We start from the raw sequence: 15951 nt of genomic DNA, 5'->3' as shown, positions 1-15951 counted from the left end.
CAAATGCCGCCGCCTGATCCCAAAGCCGCCATCCGAGACCAGGCGCTGGCGCTCGGCTTTGACGTGGTCGGCTTCGCCCCGGCGGCCCTTGGCCCTCAGGCTAAGGAGAACCTGCGCGGATATCTGGAACAGGATTATCACGGCGACATGGGCTGGATGGCGGAAACCGAAGCCCGCCGTGCCGAACCCACCGTGCTCTGGCCCGAGGCCAAGTCCGTGATCGTCGTCGCCCTCAACTACGGCCCCTCCCGGGATCCGCTTGAACTGCTCGGGCATACAGAACGGGCCAATGTCTCGGTCTACGCGCGCAACAAGGATTACCACGACATTCTGAAAAAGCGGGTCAAGGCCGTCGCCCGTTGGCTGCACCGGGAGTACGACGCCGGGGTCAAGGTCTTCGTGGATACGGCGCCGGTGATGGAGAAACCCCTGGCCGCGCGCGCCGGCGTCGGCTGGCAGGGCAAGCACACCAACCTGGTGTCCCGCGAGGCCGGCTCCTGGTTCTTTCTGGGCGAGATCTTCACCACCCTGGCGCTTACGCCGGATCAGGCCGAAACCGATCACTGCGGCTCCTGTCGCCGGTGCCTGAACGCCTGCCCGACGGATGCCTTTCCGGCGCCTTACCGGATCGATGCGCGGCGCTGCATCTCCTACCTCACCATCGAGCACAAGGGACACATCGCGCGCGAATTCCGGAAGCCTATGGGCAACCGGATCTATGGCTGTGACGACTGCCTGGCGGTCTGTCCCTGGAACAAGTTCGCCGAACCGACCGGCGAGGAGGCATTTCTGCCACGTGCCGAACTGACCGCGCCGCGTCTGCGCGATCTGGCATTGCTGGATGACGCCTCTTTTCGGCAGGTTTTTTCCGGCTCACCGGTCAAGCGCATCGGCCGGGACCGCTTCGTGCGCAACGTTCTGATCGCCATCGGCAACAGCGGTGCGGCGAAGAGCCATCTGAAAGTCGTCGAAAGCCTCCTGGGCGACCCATCACCCCTCGTCCGCGCAATGGCTGTCTGGGCGCTCAGACAACTCTGTGGCAAAGGCGACGTCGCGATCCTGCGCGACGAACACGCCGCACGGGAAAGTGATCCTGCTGTCGTGGCGGAATGGAGTGCGGAAAGCTAGACAAGGATAGCGTGCGCAACCATCTAGGGTTACTCTGTGGATTACACTGCCCGCGCGCGAAGGGGCCTTAAACTGTGAGTGGATAGAACTATTCTATGATCGAGCTATATCGGACAGGCTTCAGAGCCGCTGTCATTGGAACAGCTGCGGCTGTTGCCGTGGTCATGAGCGGCACGGCATCAGCCAGCACTTTGGAGCTCTCCCTCCCGGTATACTGCAAACTTGGTGAAAACTGTTTCATCCAACAGTACGTCGATCTCGAACCGGGTTCCGGGACACGGGATTACCGCTGCAGCGGCGCGACCTATGACGGTCACAAAGGCACGGATTTCAGAGTCAAAACCCTGGCTGACGTCGAACGCGGCGTCCCCGTCATCGCCTCGGCACCGGGTGAAGTTACAGGCTTTCGCGACGGCGAACCCGACCGGCTGGTCAAAAGCGAGGCAGACCGGGCAGCGGTGCAAAACAAGGAATGCGGCAACGGGGTTGTGATCACCCACGGCGACGGCTGGCAGACTCAGTACTGCCACCTGCGCGAGGGTTCGATCGCCGTTGAAAAAGGCGCAAAGGTCGAACGCGGCGATCAACTCGGTCTTGTCGGCTACTCCGGCAATGCCGCCTTCCCGCACGTCCATCTCTCGGTCCGTAAGGGCACAGAAACGATTGATCCCTTCAGGGGCACCGAAGGCGGTCCGGTCTGCGATCTGGGCACGGCCCCCCTCTGGACACCGCAGAGCCTCGCAAAAATGGATCAGCCGGCATCTCAGCTCCTCGACATTGGATTTTACGATGGACCAGTCGAGGTCAGCGAAGTCGAAGCGGGAACCGTACAAGGCTTCATGCCGCAGCCCAGTTCAGGCGCATTGGTTTCCTGGGGGTGGGCCATCAATCTCAAAAAGGGAGACGAAGTGATCGCCAGTCTCGTCAGCCCGCTGGGAGAGTTGGCGCGAAACGCGATCACGCTTGACCGGAACAAGGCGCAGTACCTCTTGTTCGCGGGAAAAAGGCGGCCCGCCGGCGGATGGCCCGAGGGCAATTATCATGCGGTCTTCACAGTACTGCGCAATGGCAACACGGTGATCAAGTCGGAAGTGCCGGTTGATCTCCGCTGACCGGAGCCGGTAACGGCTTAAAGCCTGTTAAGCGAAGGCAATCAAATCCCACTTGTTACCATAGAGGTCCTGGAAGACGGCAACGGTGCCGTAAGCCTCTTCGCGCGGCGTTTCCAGAAACACGACGGAGTTGGCCCGCATCCGTTCGTAATCCCGATAGAAATCATCTGTCTGCAGAAAAAACGAGACGCGCCCGCCGGTCTGATGCCCAACACCCCGCAACTGAACGTCACCATCGGCTTTAGCCAGCAGAATTCGGGTCTCTTTGGATCCCGGAGGCGCGACGAGAACCCAGCGTTTGTCGAGCGAAAGCGCCTTGTCCTCGACCAGTTCAAATCCGACCCGATCGCAATAAAAGGAAATAGCTGCGTCATAGTCTTCGACCAGAAGCGTCACGGCGGAGATACACTGCTTCATAACACAACCTGAGGCGCAGCTGTTACTGCGCCGTAGACGGCTTGGAAGACTGTTTGAGCGATTGTTCGGCTTCCCCCGGCTTCGCCGGATAACAGAGGAAGGTGGCGCGAACCGGTTGGATCAAAGGGCACTTTGTCCAGAGGACATCGTCCTCCTTGAAGTAGAGCTTGCCGGTCGGGCAGTCTTCACGCGCATACTCGAGCACCTGCGAAGGCTCGTTTATCTGACTGCTGTAGCAGTAGGAAAGAACGGCGGGCTTCTGTCCGCCTTCGATGCCGGGGTTCACGAGCTCCTGGGGCTCCCATCGCGGTTCGGTCTTGATGGGCTGGACCGTACAGGCGGCAAGACCGGCAAACGAGAGCGCAACGAGAATGCCGCGGCCGTAAAATCCACCCGCCGTCATGGTTTCGCTCTCCTCAGCTTATGCTCCCTCCTGCCCCGGAGGATCGGGAGTCCGGCCTGCTCTCTTGATCCACGCATCAGAGCTTCGTTGCCAATGGTCCTTGAGGTAAGCGTCAAATCACTCGCTCACAAGAGCCTCTGATGCAAGGTCTATTATTCGCAGAGGTTCGCCAAGACGGAAATCAGTAGAGCGCAATCTCGACGGCACGGTTGCCGGCTTCACGCACTCCGTCTCCGGTGGGAACGAGAGGCGCCGACTCACCCAATGCGTCTTCTTCGCTGATCCGGTCGAGCGAGATATCAGCCTCCAGAAAGGCGGCCGTCACGGCATCGAGCCGGCGCCGGGACAGAGCCAGATTGTAGGCGCTCGATCCGGTGCTGTCCGCATGAGCGGTCAGACGCACGGAAAGGCCTTCGTCTTCCCGCACTGCCTTGACCACCTGCGCCAGGGTATCCCTGCCAACAGCAGTCGGTTGATTGCTGTCAAACTGGAAGTAAACGATGAAAGAGGCAGCCTGGGGTTCCGGCGCTTTCGCTGGCGCCGGGATGGCGGCTTCCTGGGTGTAGTTAACCTGGGTCAGTTCATGAGTCGCAGCAGCTTCGACCTTTGCCATTGCCGTCTCGAACTCACCCTTACAGCTGTCTTCATTTCCACTGTCAGCCCGGCGAACCGTACGGTTGGCTTCCGTTGCTTCGATCCAACAGTCGTAGCTGACCTGTGCATCGGCGGCGGCGCGCGGTGCCAGAGTCATGCCCCCGCGCTCGAATGCAATACGCATGCGGTCCAGCGCGTCCTGGAACATAGGCATCTGCTCGTCCGTCAGGTCACGGTCTGCAACCGCATCCGGCTGAACTGCGGAGCGGCGGGCCGCGGCGCGCGCCTTGTGGTTGAAATGTTCCGCGTCCGTCAGGTCAAAGGCCCCGTCACGTTCATCAGCTAAACTGCTGTAACCGCGATAGAGTGCGTTACCAAAGTCCGTGCCGTTCGCACCAAGCTCTTCTGCGCTGTCAGTATCGAACCAACCGCTGAAGATTCCATCGAGAGGACCAGCCGATACCGGAGAAGCAACCAGCAAAGCGGCGCACGCGCCCAGTATCAAAGATTTCGTTTTCATTCCGATCCCCACTTTTTGAGTGCCTTTGACGCATCGCAGATTTCTGCAGATGGAAAAGCCATTTCCTCGGTTAGAATCCAATACAACAAACACGCGGTATTCCTGCAGCGGTATAGCGATTTTTTACAACTCGGGCAAGCCGCAGTTTCCAGCGACAAGGGTTGTAACGCTAACCCCTGAGCCTTAAGACATCCTTTCGACCTTCGTAGAAGGTATCCGGACAAGCCTTTGATCTAACGAAGCACTTATCCCTCGCAAACTTACGGCCCTTTCACTCTTTTTACGACGTGATGAGAGGGTCGGGTCTACAGCCCGGCGCTTCGCGAGCCCGAGAACACGCGAAGCATAAAAATGAAAGGCAACCGCACACCCCATGTACGCTTGCGCGTCTCACGCGTATTTCGTAAAAATATTAACCTTCTTTAAGCTTCCTGCCCCAAAAATAACATGCGACAAACATCAAATACTTCATAAATGCTGTCTACTGTATTTGGTGACCTGAATTTATGTTTTGCCTATGCATTGGGCACCCCGCAACGCGAGGTGACGGAAACAGAGAGTTCGGGTTGGTTAGGTGAAAAAGGTAGCTTTATTGTGACTCGGCGCCACATAAATCTCATAGCGACAGCAGTTGCCTGCGCAGGTATTGGTTTCGGCACGCTCTCCGTGGCGGCGCAGCCAACGCAAACCAGCATGAAGTTCAATCCGGCGAAGGCGCCGGCTCACGCATCAGCGAGCCAGCAGAAATCCAGCGGCAAAGCCTCGGACGCAATGCCGGCGGACATGGTTGTGGATGCAGCCGAATACCCCTGGAGCGCCGTCGGACGCTTGAACACGGGCGGGCGTGGCTACTGCACGGGTATTCTGGTCGACGAGTCCCACGTTCTCACGGACGCGCATTGCCTCTTTTACCGGACCGAGGGCCGCTGGTGGCAGCCTGGCGAATTGCATTTCGTTGCGGGATACCAGCGCGACACCAATGTCACCCATTCGAAGATCCAGAGTTATGAACTCGCGCCCGGGTACCGTGCGAACGGCGGGGCCAGTCTTTCCAGCATTATCAACAACTGGGCGCTGGTCAAACTCGAGAAACCCCTGGGCCGCCAAGCAGGCTGGCTGGGATTGAAGACTCTCGACAAGAGACTGGTCCGGCGGCTTCAAAACGGCCAGGGCGCCTTTATCCAGGCCGGCTACCGCCGTGATGCCTCTCACGCCATCACTGTCGGTTTTGACTGTGCGGCTGACGGATTCTTTGATGCCGAGAGCCGAATCGGTAACCGCTGTCAGCTCAAACCCGGCCGGGCCGATCTGCCTTTCCTGGTCTACATGGACGGTAAGTTCAACGTGGTTGCCAATCGGGTGCTCGCATCGCTCGCCGAACAGCCTCCGCGCACCGGTTCGCTCGCCAATCCGCGCTTTAGGGCAAAGATGGGTAAGGGCGAGAGTCAGGCCCCGAAATCCGGCGCGGCATCGCCCGTTCCGATGACCACCATCTCGAACCTGCTCGAAAGCCTGGGCTATGCTGAAGATGCCGGCCAGGTGCAACAGGACGAAGCCCGGGAAGCTGCCATCCGCTCTTTTGAGAGCTCCAAGGGCCTGCCGGTCACTGGTGAAGCTTCGGTTCCGCTTTTGGGTGAAATCATCGAAGCCTCTGAATAGCCCAGCGACTACGAGCGGACAGAGCCCGTCGCGATAGCCGGTCCGACGAGTTAACCCTGCTTTCGGACGACCCCTGAACGAAACCCCACAGCTTGCGTCTTTGCACGCCTTTCGTCGTGAGGCTACAGTCGTGAGGCTACAGTCGTGAGGCTACAATCGTGAGGCTACAATCGTGAGGCTACAATCGTTCGCCCGCAGCTTTATCCCGTCGCTATTCAACGACCAACAAAAATTGGCACAACGCACTGTTTTTACATCGTTTTTTTAAAACACGCCGGATCTGTTCCTGATCGCTTTCAGGCGATTTTTGAACCCTCGCCCAGTGACTGGCGACTAAGGATCACTGCACCGCATTTGCCGGTGCTTTTGGGTCTTTGGGAGCTGGAGGGAAGCCATGTCGGGTTGTTTCAAGACTCGCATTGAGCACAAGAAACGAGGATTACACGGATCTCGGGGCACGGGGCGATTCCGTTGTTGCCTTCCCGCCTCAGCCCTCGTCCTTGCGTCGAGCCTTGCCACAGGCGCCCCCCTATTCGCTGGCGCATCTGCCGCGGCGCAAGCGGATCTACCGGGTTCAGTTTCGTCCCGGCCAAGCTCCGGGGATACGCAGCTCACAGCCCTGAACTCAGACGCAAAAGACACAAATCCCGCGCGCCCTGCCGGTAAACCGCAATCAGGCAAAACCCCGTTCTCCAAACCCATGCCCGACTCGGTCATCGTCAATGCACGCGAATACCCCTGGAGCGCAATCGGGCGACTCAACACCGGCGGGCGCGGCTTTTGCACCGGCGTTCTGGTCGACGCCTATTACGTTCTGGCGGATGCTCACTGCCTCTTTTACCGTACCGAAGGCCGTTGGTGGCAGCCGAACGAACTGCATTTTGTCGCCGGCTATCAGCGCGATACCAATGTGGTTCACGCGCGGGTCAGCGGTTACGAACTTGCCCCCGGCTATCGGGCACACGGGGGTGTCAGCCTGGCCAGCATCCTGAACAACTGGGCGCTGCTGAAACTTGAGAAGCCGTTGGGTCACCAGACCGGATGGCTTGGTTTGAAAAACCTCAACAGGAAGCTGATCCAGCGGATTAAGAAAGGCCGGGGCGCGCTCCTGCAGGCCGGCTACCGCCGCAACGCGCCGCATGCCATTACCCTGGGTCTGGACTGTGGTCCAAAGGGATTCTTCGCAGCCGAGAGCAGGATCGGTCATCGGTGCCAGCTCAAACCCGGCCGCGCCGACCTGCCTTTTCTGGTCTACATGGACGGTAAATTCAATCTGGTCGCCAATCACGTCATCTCCTCGATCACGCGGCAACCGCCACGCACCGGCCCTCTCGCAAGTGCGCGTTTCCGAACCAGGTTGACACGCGGAGAGAGCCGCGCACCGGAAAGCGGTGCCACGGCATCACCAGTGCCCACGAGCACGATCTCAAACCTGCTGGAAACGCTCGGTCACTCAAAGAGCAATGAAGATGCACGCGCGGCCCAGGTCCGCGAGACCGCGATTCAGTCCTTTGAGGTCTCAGAAGGGTTGCCTGTCACGGGAAAGGCTTCGTTGACGCTGTTGGGCAAGATCCTCGAGACCGTTTACTGACAAAGCAATCGCCTGAACGGTTTGAGTGAAATCTCCTAAGTTATGGAGGTGCGGCAAATGAGGTCGATTGCGCAAGGTGCAGGACCGAAGGTTGGCAGCATCGAGGCTTGTTCTGAAGAGGCATCTCGGAGGACATCCGAAACCGGCGTTCAATCACACCGAAGTCCTCTGGCGCAAGTGTTCCAGTGAGCCGGTCGCGTGAAACTCTCTTCCACCGGGGCGTTCGTATGCAGATCGGCACCTGCAATGCCGCCATTCGCCGTGTTGCATCAGATGACTGCTATCCGGACAAAGTGAACTTTCGCTGCGGTCGTACCAATGACTGCTTTTGGTGAGCGTTCTTTTGCGTCAACGCTCATCCAGTTGCTCAATCACAAGTATCCGAGGATCTCAGGTTGATGGTCCTGTCGATTGGCGAGCCCATCGACGTACGACCCGGGGATGTTGTCCATTGCATCTGGAGTGACGTCCAGACATTGAACCGAAACACCAATGAGTTCATTCGCCAGATGTCAGCTACGACGACCTTGGATGCGAAACTTCCGTCCAGAGTTGTGGGTAGGACCGAATGATCTCGAACGCGTCTGTCACCAGATTGGCCGCATAATCATGTGAAGGCGAACTGTAGGCGTACTCAGTCTCCGAGAGCCGGTGATACACCTGCTTCAAAGGTTTGAAGCGCCAGTCCTCCGTATCGAGCCAGACGGCGGTCGTTTCGGCTTGCTGACCGATCTCAAGCCTCAGCCTTTTCAGAGCATTGGTGTTTGTAGCGGGTGTGAACCCCAGATCGATATCGAGGAGAGCATCCACACCGGCGATCTTCTCACCGTCGCTGTACCACTGCCCCTTTGCGCATCGCTCAACGGTGAAATCCCGCTTCTCCGATCCAGTCCAGCCGCTGACCCTTGCTGATTGGCTGGACCAGTCAGCGTTGCAGGAAACTTGATACGTGATTAGCGCTGGCCCACTATGATCTTGGAAGAGCGCCGTCCCCGAAATGAGATAGCCACCAGCGGACCGTTCGAATGAACAGGCATCCATGCCCTCGATGTCCAATCTTCGCCACAAGACAGTACGAAGCGGCTGTTCGCGATCGGTGCTCATGCGTTCGCCGTAGAGAGCTGTTTGGTCATGTCAAAGTGCGCTTCTTATCTCGTCGGGCAACAGCTCGGCCGCTGCGGTGAATGTCGTGCGCGGCAACCTCTCCTTGTAATCATTCAGGACGCGGACAAGGGCGTCTTCATCCCGCTTGCCGGCCTCCCGCACCCATGATCCTATCGCCTTTTGCACGTAGTCATCCGGGTCCGCCGCGAGGATCCCGGCAATACGGAACGTGTCGTCCACGTCATTACGTTTGATAAAGGCATATGTGCTGACTAGTGCAGTGCGCCGTTCATGCGGATTATCGGAACGCGCCAGTTGGTCAAGGATCATGCGATCCCGATCGACCAGATATTCGCCAATGACATGCGGCGCGGCCCTGTCCACAAAATCCCAGTTGTTGATCCGGTCGTGGCGACGCAGATAGAGATCGAACAGGGCTTTGCGTTGCGGGAGATCAAGGGACTTCTCTCGGGCCTGAAAATCCATAACCGCAACGGCGGCCATGCGCACTTCATATCTGCTGTCTTCAAGCAAAGTCTCAATCTCGCCCAGAGTCAGCGAAGCAAATTGCTTGGCGAGCGGGAAGACCTTAGGCATACGGACGCCCAGTACCTGCGTATGGGGATCTCCACCTTTGTAGAAGCGAGCGACGTAGGCGATGTCAGATGGGTCAGCCACCTCCTCAAGCGCGGCAACAAGTTGCCTCGCAGCACACATCACACAGTCTCGGCGACAAGTGCATCCAGGTTGCGATAGCTGGCCTCAAGCCCTTCATCCATCGGGCTTTGCAGCACACCGTCGCGTGTCTCTTGGCTGTCATAGTGCAGGTTCATCGCGACAATGGTCCGTCCGCCCTTCTCGGAAAACACCTGTTCCACGAGCGTCTCGTTATCGGGAAAGATATCGAAGACCTCCGTGCAAAGGATCCGTTGCTCTGGCGCGATTTCCTTATACGTGCCGGTTGCAACCATGCGCCCCTCCGACCATTCCCAGACATAGCGGTAAGTGCCGCCGACACGCAGATCGATCTCGCAGACGGGCATGGTGTGGCCGGACGGTCCTGTAAGCCAACGTTTGACCAGTTCCGGTTCGGTGTGCGCCCGCCAGACAAGCGGCCTCGGCGCATCGAAGCTCCGGATGATTTCGATCGTTGTGTTGGTTGGTGTGGTCATCTGAAGTGGTGTCATTGGGCATCATCCTTCTGCTTGAGGTCTTCGAGAACGCCATCAAGCCGGGCATAGTTTGCCTGCCAGACAGCGCGGTACCCTTCCAACCAGTCCTCGATCGCCGCAAAAGCGGCAGGTTCAATGCGACGTGGCCGCGATGTGCCATCAATCCGTGTTGAGATCAGCCCTGCGTGCTCAAGTACCTTGAGATGGCGCGAGACAGACGGCTGTGACATCTCGAAGGGTTTACGAATTTGATCCACAGTGGCTTCACCTTGGACAAGGCGCGCGAGGATGGCCCGTCGTGTCGGGTCGGAAAGGGCGTGAAAGACTGAGTCGAGTGTATCCATAACTTCATTATATAGCGAATGTGTTATATAGTAAAAACAGATTATAGTGAACGGCATTACGAGATATCCCACGTACGTCAAAACCCATGACGGATGAGCAGTTTGGGCTCGAACCGCACCTAGGCTGCTTGATGTATTGAGGCAGAAGCGCGGACTTTGCTGTCATTCTCCGGAGGCAGCCGAGTGTCAGCTCTTGGTGTGCGAGCCCAGCGGCAACGGCTCCAGTGGTTTCTCAGGCCTTTTGGACATTCGCGTGTGACTGTTGAGCAAAAGATACCCAGCGACCACAATCAAAGCAGCGCCGACGATTGAGGGTCCTTGTGGCACTTCGTTGAACGCAAAGTAGCCGATAAAAACTGCCCCAATCAGTTCCAAGTAGACCAGTGGCGACAAGGATAACACATCGGCAAACCGAAAGGCGGCGATCGCGAGGCCGTGACTGGCCGCAGAAAGTCCACCAAGGCCGACAAAAAAAGTCAGATCTTCCCATGTTGGTGTGGACCAGGACAGGAGGGCTTGGGGTGTCAACAGTATTGTCCCTACGACACATTGAAACGTCAGCGTTTCGGACAGATCGCTGGCTGTTGACGCATGCCGTGTGGCAACGAGATAGAGCGCAAAGAACAGACCGGCGCCGAGTGCCAGGAGAATGCCCGGCTCGATCACGGTTCCGGGTCTCAGGATGATCAACGCCCCAACGAAGCCGAGGACAAGGCTGACAAATCTCCGGCGCGTTACGCGTTCCTTCAAAATGACAACGGAAAGGGCGACCGCAATGATGGGTCCAACAAAGTAGGCACTGACCGCCGTCGCCAGCGGAATGCGCGCTATCGAAAGAAAGTAGAGCGTCATCGCCGCGACAAGACAGACCGTTCGCGCTACATGCGACTTTCGGCGTTCCCTCGGGAGGAAATGCCGACCCCGCAAGATCGCGGCAGCCGGAAGAACGATCGCGCTGGCGACCGCGTAGCGTGCCCAGGAAAGGAAGAACGGTGAGTAGTCGGCACTGAGATATTTTGCGATCCCGTCCACGATTGGAATCAAAAGCATCGCAAGAGCCATGAGTGCGATGCCCTTCGCTGGTTGCCTGGAAATCGCCGACCCGACGGGTGCTATCCTTGCCACTCCTACCGATACCCGGTCGTGTCGGCAGGTTTTCCTGCATCCTGCACTTCCGGAACATATCGCCAAGCATCCGGCTGGCTGCCATCCGTGTCGGTGAAGCCGTAAATCTGCGCCAGACCACCGCTCGAAAGCGACTGGCCGTTCCACCGCGCGCGCTCCGGGTCGGCTGCCAAAGCTGCAACGGCACGACCGACGTACGCCGGGCTTTCGGAAATCGCAAAATGCGGCACCTTGTCAGTTGCATCTCGCCAGGTCGCCTCCGTTACATCGAAAGCATCCAGCATGGCTTCGGAGCGAAGCCAGCCCGGCGTCAATGCCACCGCCGTGCCACCATAGGGTTTCAGTTCATGGGCCAGAGAAAAAGCCATGCGGTTCACTGCTGCCTTGGCAAGATCAAAGAAGAAAGACACGCGATAGTTGGCTGCGTTGTACTCGTCGGTTCCGTCAGTCACTTCGACAACCAGAGCACCGGGTCGCTCGATCAGCAACGGCAAGGCAAAATGCCCGGTAATAGCGTGAGTATCGACGGCCAGCCGCAGGGTTCGCAAACCATAGTCGAGATCACTTTCCCAAAGCGTTTTGTTCCATTCCATCCGGGTCGCCCCCCAGATATCATTCACCAGAATGTCCAGTTGGCCCTGCTCTGACCGGAGACTGTCGACCAGTGCCTTTACCTCCGAGGGGATGAGATGATCGACCCTGACGGCAATGCCAACGCCACCAGCCTGATCGACAAGCGCGGCGGTTTCCTCGATGGTTTCGGGCCGGTCCATCTCGGATCGGCTTTCAGTTGTCGAACGTCCCGTTACATAGACCGTGGCCCCGGCACGCCCCAACTCTGTCGCGATTCCTCTGCCTGCGCCGCGTGTTCCGCCTGCCACCAAGGCAATTTTGTTTCTCAGGGGCTTTTCCATGTCTTGTTCTCCTCCACCGTCGTTTCGAGCGCGTTGCGTTGTGGGATGGTAACTGCCATTATTCATTTTGATAGATACAGGATACATAGACACAAGTTACTGATCAAATGAAATTAGACAGTTACATAGACGCCGGGGTTCTGGCTTCCGTTGGCTTCGCAAACAGTCTTACGCCCGGCTATGCCTGCGGAAAGCCGGTCACTGAGATCGAAGTGCTAGAAGCCGTCCGGGAGGTTGTTGCGATAGACCCTCCTTCTGTCGCTGCCGTGTCGGAGGATGACGCTGACGGTTTCGTGGCGTTGGCACAACGACTGCGCGCGATATTCGTCGGTATTGATGGAGGTGACATCGATGACGCGGCAGAATTGCTGAACAATATCCTGTCGGAGCACCCAGCGCCCCCCTATCTGGCAAAGGAAGAGGGGGTCTGGCACCTCCACCACCATCCGGCGAGTGCTGCCGTTCTGCCAATGTGGACCGCGATTTGTGCCGAGGGACTTGCCCGGATGATAGGCACGCAGAATGCGCATCGTCTCGGCATCTGTATGGCGGATAACTGCGACCGGGCTTATGCAGACACATCAAAAAACGCCACCCGGCGGTTTTGCTCGTCAGCCTGTCAGAACCGTACCAAGACGGCTGCTTTCCGCGCCAGAAAACGCGAAGCGGCGGCGACCGAAAACAAACCCTGATCAGCGGCAGCTTTTGACCGCGATCCTGCCACCCAGACAATGACGGCAAGGTGCGCTTCGCCGATTTGAGAGGTTGGCACGGCAAATGACTGCAATACGGGTGTCCGTTAAAGGCGCTCTGGCACTGTATCAGTGGCCTCGGTTGGTTGCTGACTCCTTCCTTCGTTTCATCTCAAGCTGCTGGCATATTCCTCAAGTTGCGTTGCCACGGTTCCCCATCCATCATAGAACCCCATGTCTTCGTGGTTCTGGCGGGCTTCAGGCGAGCGATGCCTGGCAGTAGCGGTGTAGATCGTTCCACCATTCCTATCATCTGCAAATTCGATGATCGCCGTCATGAACGGGTCAGCTGCGGGTTTCCAGCCTTCGCTATAGGTGTCGGTGAAGACCAGGCGTTCGCCTTCGACGACTTCGAGATAGACGCCTTCGTTCTCCATGAGATTGCCCTCGACATTCATCGTGGTGTTGAACTTGCCACCGACCCGCAGGTCGATTTCGCAAGCGTCAATTCCGTGTGGCTTTGGGACAAAGAAGTGCTTGATGTGCTTGGGTGTAGTCCAGCACTCCCATAGCAGCTCCCTGGGTGCATTGATCGTGCGCGTGAAGGTCAGATCGGTCTTCGGATCCAGTTTCATTTGTTTCGCTCCTGCATGAGGTTTTTGATGTAATCGTCAAAGCGGTTGAGCCGTCCTTCCCAGATGTCGCTCTGTTCGGTCAGCCAGTCCTTTGCGGGTGCGAAGGCGTTCGGTGCCAACGCGCATATCCGCGTCCGCCCTTTCTTTTTCGACGTTACCAGATTGGCCGCTTCAAGCTTCTTCAGATGCTCCATGAACGAAGGCAAAGCCATCTCATGTGGCTCTGCTAATTCGCTCACCGATGCCTCGCCCCTCGCAAGGCGCTGAAGGATGACGCGCCGAGTTGGATCACCGAGCGCGGAAAAGCAGAGGTCAAGGTTCGATTCATACTTAGACATATCCCTTAGTAATATGCGGCAACTGCTTCGATCAAGACACTAAGGAAAAATCCTAAGTGATACGCAATTCCGACATTCGTTGCACTGCGTCAATGACGTAGGTATGGGCTCAAAGAGTGAATTCGCTGCGCCGGCCACGAAGGTCGGGAAGACGCTCACGTACGATTCCGCCCCACCAAAACCGGTCCCAATTCAACTCCATTGGTCAAGTCAGGTTAAGTGGTGTCTGCTCGGGAGTTCGTCCCTCGCCCTGAACCACAGCCAACCTTCTGAATTCGAGCAGAGTCACGCCTTTTTTGGAGCCCGATAAGCGGTTCCGTCGAAAGATGATCCGCCCCAGGGTCAGCGATTTGAAGGGCTGAGATTCAAGAGAGCAAAAAGGGAGACGCGCCAAGTGGCCCGCCTTCCGCTACTCTGTTCGATGAGACTTCGGCGCGAAGTGCCGCGGGCCTCAAGCGTGCGTGATATGACACAGCGCGTGGACGTCACCCAAGCGCTCGCCGCTCAGGGGCAAGGCGATTACGCGATAGCTGACGTTACCCACCGACGTCGGGAAGACCTCGATGTCCTGGATCGGCCGGCCGGCTCGGGCCACTTCCCGCCCGACCGTCATAATCCATTCCGTCACCATCGGTGTGTATTCGATCAGGACATCACCCTGTGCCGCCGCCTGTTCACGGGCGCCGCGCATGACCTCTGCGAAAGACCGTTCCACCGTCGCATGGTCGCTAATGTCGTTGCAGTTGATCATGAGCGAGTTCGGCCAGTGCTGGGCAACTTCGCTCGGATCGATGTCGATGACAGAGGGAACCTGGCGGCCGCGTCGCAATTCGTCCCAATAGGAGGCCACGTCACGGGGTTTCGCGTGCGCGGCGCGCTCTTGCGCTTCCGCCAGTTTCTTTTGATGTTCTTGCGCAGCTCTGCGGCGCTCGAGCGGGGTCATACCACCCTGGACCAGGCTCTTTCTCTTGGTGCCTGCCGGGGCGCTGACCGGTGCCTGATGGAGATCGTCGATATTGCGGGCAGCGTGTGCAGCCTGGTCCGGTGACACGGGCTGTTGCGGAGCTTCGAAAGCCTGAGGCGGCTGACCCGCGGGCGTCTCTGCCGTGGGTCCGGTGACCGCTGTACCATTCTCGTGGGAACGCGGCGGCGCACTGGAAGCCGCATCCGATCCTGGCGCTTCGGATGCGCCTGGAACCTGCAAGGGACGCTTTTGCGCCTCGGCACGTTCAGCCGCTAAGCGCCGCAGTTCCTGCTGACGGGCATGGAGAGCCTCATCCTGGTTCGGCGCGGCAGGAGCTTCGGGGGCAGATTGGGGGGAAGATCCGGATTGCGCTTCTTGACCAGCCGCACCCGCTGAATCTTCAGAGAAGGCAGCTTCGACCCGCGCCGTGAGTTCCTGTGCACCCTGCGCAGGCGCCTCGGTCCTCGGTCCGCCCATATCCTCGGGAGTCGCCACACGCACCGGTTTTCGGCGCCTGATCATGCCACTGGTCAGCGACCCGGCGGGACGAGATTCGCCGCCGGCGTCGCTCTGAAGCAGTTCCTCATTCATTGGATTCATGCCGTTGAGAACTCCCGCCCGTCTTGCCGGCCGCTTAGCCCGTACAAGACCTGCTTATCCTTAAACCCTGTCCTTACCGACGCTCGTTTCGCAGCCTGTCCGGCCCGAACCTCGGCGTGGCACCTAGCCCCGGTCAACATCGTCCACCATTGCCGCGAACTCGGAACCACCGCAGCTCTTGGCAACCTTCTTTATATGACTGTCAAAAGCTTCGACCAAAAATTCCTGTGCGCTCTGGTTGAGATGCGCCGCCGCAAGCTTGAGCATTAAATGTCTCTTTTCATCGAGCCTGAGAGACATCTTGACGCGCCCATGATCGTCCAGCTTGGGGTGCGTGTTCAGCGCCCGGGCCTGCCGCGCCGCAACCTTCTGCCGCTGCTGGGCCGCGCGCGCAATGATGCTGGAGACAATCGGCGAGGGCTCCGCCTCCTCTTCCGTCTTCTTTTTCGCTACCTTCTCGGTGGAGAACGAAGATTTGAGGATGGCCACCTGCTCGCGCAGCGTCTTCTGATCACGCTCCAGAAATTCCGGATTCGAGTATTCGAGCTCAGAATCCTCTTCCTCCACGGGCGGGGCTGTTCCAGACGGAATGGCTGCACCCTTGGGAGTCAGGAGCGAGGACGTAAGCGAAGCCGCTTT

At 58.3% G+C, this 15951-nt stretch carries 18 protein-coding genes; 5 read left to right on the top strand and 13 right to left on the bottom strand.

Annotation, left to right across the window (positions count from 1 at the left end):
- The first annotated feature begins 3 nt into the window (after positions 1-3).
- A complete protein-coding gene (gene queG, locus FKG95_RS06965) occupies positions 4-1128 on the top strand; it encodes a tRNA epoxyqueuosine(34) reductase QueG (protein ID WP_142895599.1) in 1125 nt (374 codons plus the stop codon).
- 95 nt (positions 1129-1223) lie between these two features.
- Positions 1224-2240, top strand: a complete 1017-nt coding sequence (locus tag FKG95_RS06960) for a M23 family metallopeptidase (protein ID WP_142895598.1) — start codon at positions 1224-1226, stop codon at positions 2238-2240.
- A 27-nt stretch (positions 2241-2267) separates the two neighbouring features.
- Here the strand turns inward: FKG95_RS06960 and FKG95_RS06955 are convergent, their stop codons facing one another.
- From FKG95_RS06955 to FKG95_RS06945, 3 genes are all read right to left on the bottom strand, one after another.
- The gene (locus tag FKG95_RS06955; RefSeq protein WP_142895597.1) at positions 2268-2657 is read right to left on the bottom strand and encodes a VOC family protein; all 390 of its coding nucleotides are present in this window, start codon (positions 2655-2657) and stop codon (positions 2268-2270) included.
- A 22-nt stretch (positions 2658-2679) separates the two neighbouring features.
- Positions 2680-3060, bottom strand: coding sequence for a hypothetical protein (locus FKG95_RS06950; RefSeq protein WP_142895596.1), 381 nt, complete (start codon positions 3058-3060; stop codon positions 2680-2682).
- Positions 3061-3241: 181 nt separating this feature from the next.
- Positions 3242-4174 (bottom strand): OmpA family protein, encoded by a 933-nt coding sequence (locus FKG95_RS06945; RefSeq protein ID WP_142895595.1) that lies wholly within the window; start codon positions 4172-4174, stop codon positions 3242-3244.
- A 693-nt stretch (positions 4175-4867) separates the two neighbouring features.
- Between FKG95_RS06945 and FKG95_RS06940 the strand changes: the two genes are divergently transcribed.
- Positions 4868-5833 carry a trypsin-like serine peptidase gene (locus FKG95_RS06940; protein WP_179953960.1) on the top strand — a complete coding sequence of 322 codons (966 nt, stop codon included), beginning with the start codon at positions 4868-4870 and terminating at the stop codon, positions 5831-5833.
- Positions 5834-6533: 700 nt separating this feature from the next.
- Entirely contained in the window at positions 6534-7424 is an 891-nt protein-coding gene (locus tag FKG95_RS06935) for a trypsin-like serine peptidase (RefSeq protein ID WP_179953959.1), read from the top strand.
- Between the two features lie 516 nt (positions 7425-7940).
- On the opposite strand, the gene FKG95_RS06930 is transcribed toward FKG95_RS06935, so the two are convergent.
- The 6 genes from FKG95_RS06930 to FKG95_RS06905 form a co-directional block, all read right to left on the bottom strand.
- A complete protein-coding gene (locus FKG95_RS06930; protein ID WP_142895592.1) occupies positions 7941-8528 on the bottom strand; it encodes a putative glycolipid-binding domain-containing protein in 588 nt (195 codons plus the stop codon).
- A 30-nt stretch (positions 8529-8558) separates the two neighbouring features.
- Positions 8559-9245: a DNA alkylation repair protein gene (locus tag FKG95_RS06925; RefSeq protein WP_142895591.1), complete on the bottom strand. Its 687-nt coding sequence runs from the start codon at positions 9243-9245 to the stop codon at positions 8559-8561.
- Positions 9245-9715 (bottom strand): SRPBCC family protein, encoded by a 471-nt coding sequence (locus FKG95_RS06920; protein ID WP_142895590.1) that lies wholly within the window; start codon positions 9713-9715, stop codon positions 9245-9247. Before FKG95_RS06920 ends, FKG95_RS06925 begins: the two co-directional genes overlap by 1 nt.
- Positions 9712-10044, bottom strand: a complete 333-nt coding sequence (locus FKG95_RS06915) for an ArsR/SmtB family transcription factor (protein WP_142895589.1) — start codon at positions 10042-10044, stop codon at positions 9712-9714. Before FKG95_RS06915 ends, FKG95_RS06920 begins: the two co-directional genes overlap by 4 nt.
- Before the next feature lie 186 nt (positions 10045-10230).
- The gene (locus tag FKG95_RS06910) at positions 10231-11169 is read right to left on the bottom strand and encodes a DMT family transporter (RefSeq protein WP_281281430.1); all 939 of its coding nucleotides are present in this window, start codon (positions 11167-11169) and stop codon (positions 10231-10233) included.
- A 2-nt stretch (positions 11170-11171) separates the two neighbouring features.
- The gene (locus FKG95_RS06905; protein ID WP_142895587.1) at positions 11172-12083 is read right to left on the bottom strand and encodes an SDR family oxidoreductase; all 912 of its coding nucleotides are present in this window, start codon (positions 12081-12083) and stop codon (positions 11172-11174) included.
- A 107-nt stretch (positions 12084-12190) separates the two neighbouring features.
- On the opposite strand from FKG95_RS06905, the gene FKG95_RS06900 reads away from it, so the two are divergent.
- A complete protein-coding gene (locus FKG95_RS06900) occupies positions 12191-12775 on the top strand; it encodes a CGNR zinc finger domain-containing protein (protein WP_142895586.1) in 585 nt (194 codons plus the stop codon).
- Between the two features lie 167 nt (positions 12776-12942).
- Here FKG95_RS06900 and FKG95_RS06895 read toward each other — a convergent pair whose 3' ends face one another.
- The 4 genes from FKG95_RS06895 to FKG95_RS06880 all read right to left on the bottom strand — a co-directional run bounded on the left by FKG95_RS06895 (position 12943) and on the right by FKG95_RS06880 (position 15879).
- Positions 12943-13410, bottom strand: a complete 468-nt coding sequence (locus FKG95_RS06895) for an SRPBCC family protein (protein ID WP_142895585.1) — start codon at positions 13408-13410, stop codon at positions 12943-12945.
- Entirely contained in the window at positions 13407-13748 is a 342-nt protein-coding gene (locus FKG95_RS06890) for an ArsR/SmtB family transcription factor (RefSeq protein ID WP_142895584.1), read from the bottom strand. Before FKG95_RS06890 ends, FKG95_RS06895 begins: the two co-directional genes overlap by 4 nt.
- A gap of 451 nt (positions 13749-14199) precedes the next feature.
- Entirely contained in the window at positions 14200-15312 is a 1113-nt protein-coding gene (locus FKG95_RS06885) for a PAS domain-containing protein (RefSeq protein ID WP_142895583.1), read from the bottom strand.
- A 123-nt stretch (positions 15313-15435) separates the two neighbouring features.
- On the bottom strand, positions 15436-15879 hold the full coding sequence (locus FKG95_RS06880) for a hypothetical protein (RefSeq protein WP_142895582.1): 444 nt from the start codon (positions 15877-15879) through the stop codon (positions 15436-15438).
- Between the last annotated feature and the right edge of the window lie 72 nt (positions 15880-15951).

The sequence above is a fragment of the Denitrobaculum tricleocarpae genome (genome assembly GCF_007004665.1).
GTDB classification, from domain to species: Bacteria; Pseudomonadota; Alphaproteobacteria; order Kiloniellales; family Kiloniellaceae; genus Denitrobaculum; species Denitrobaculum tricleocarpae.
This window is presented reverse-complemented; position numbering and strand designations above follow the sequence as displayed.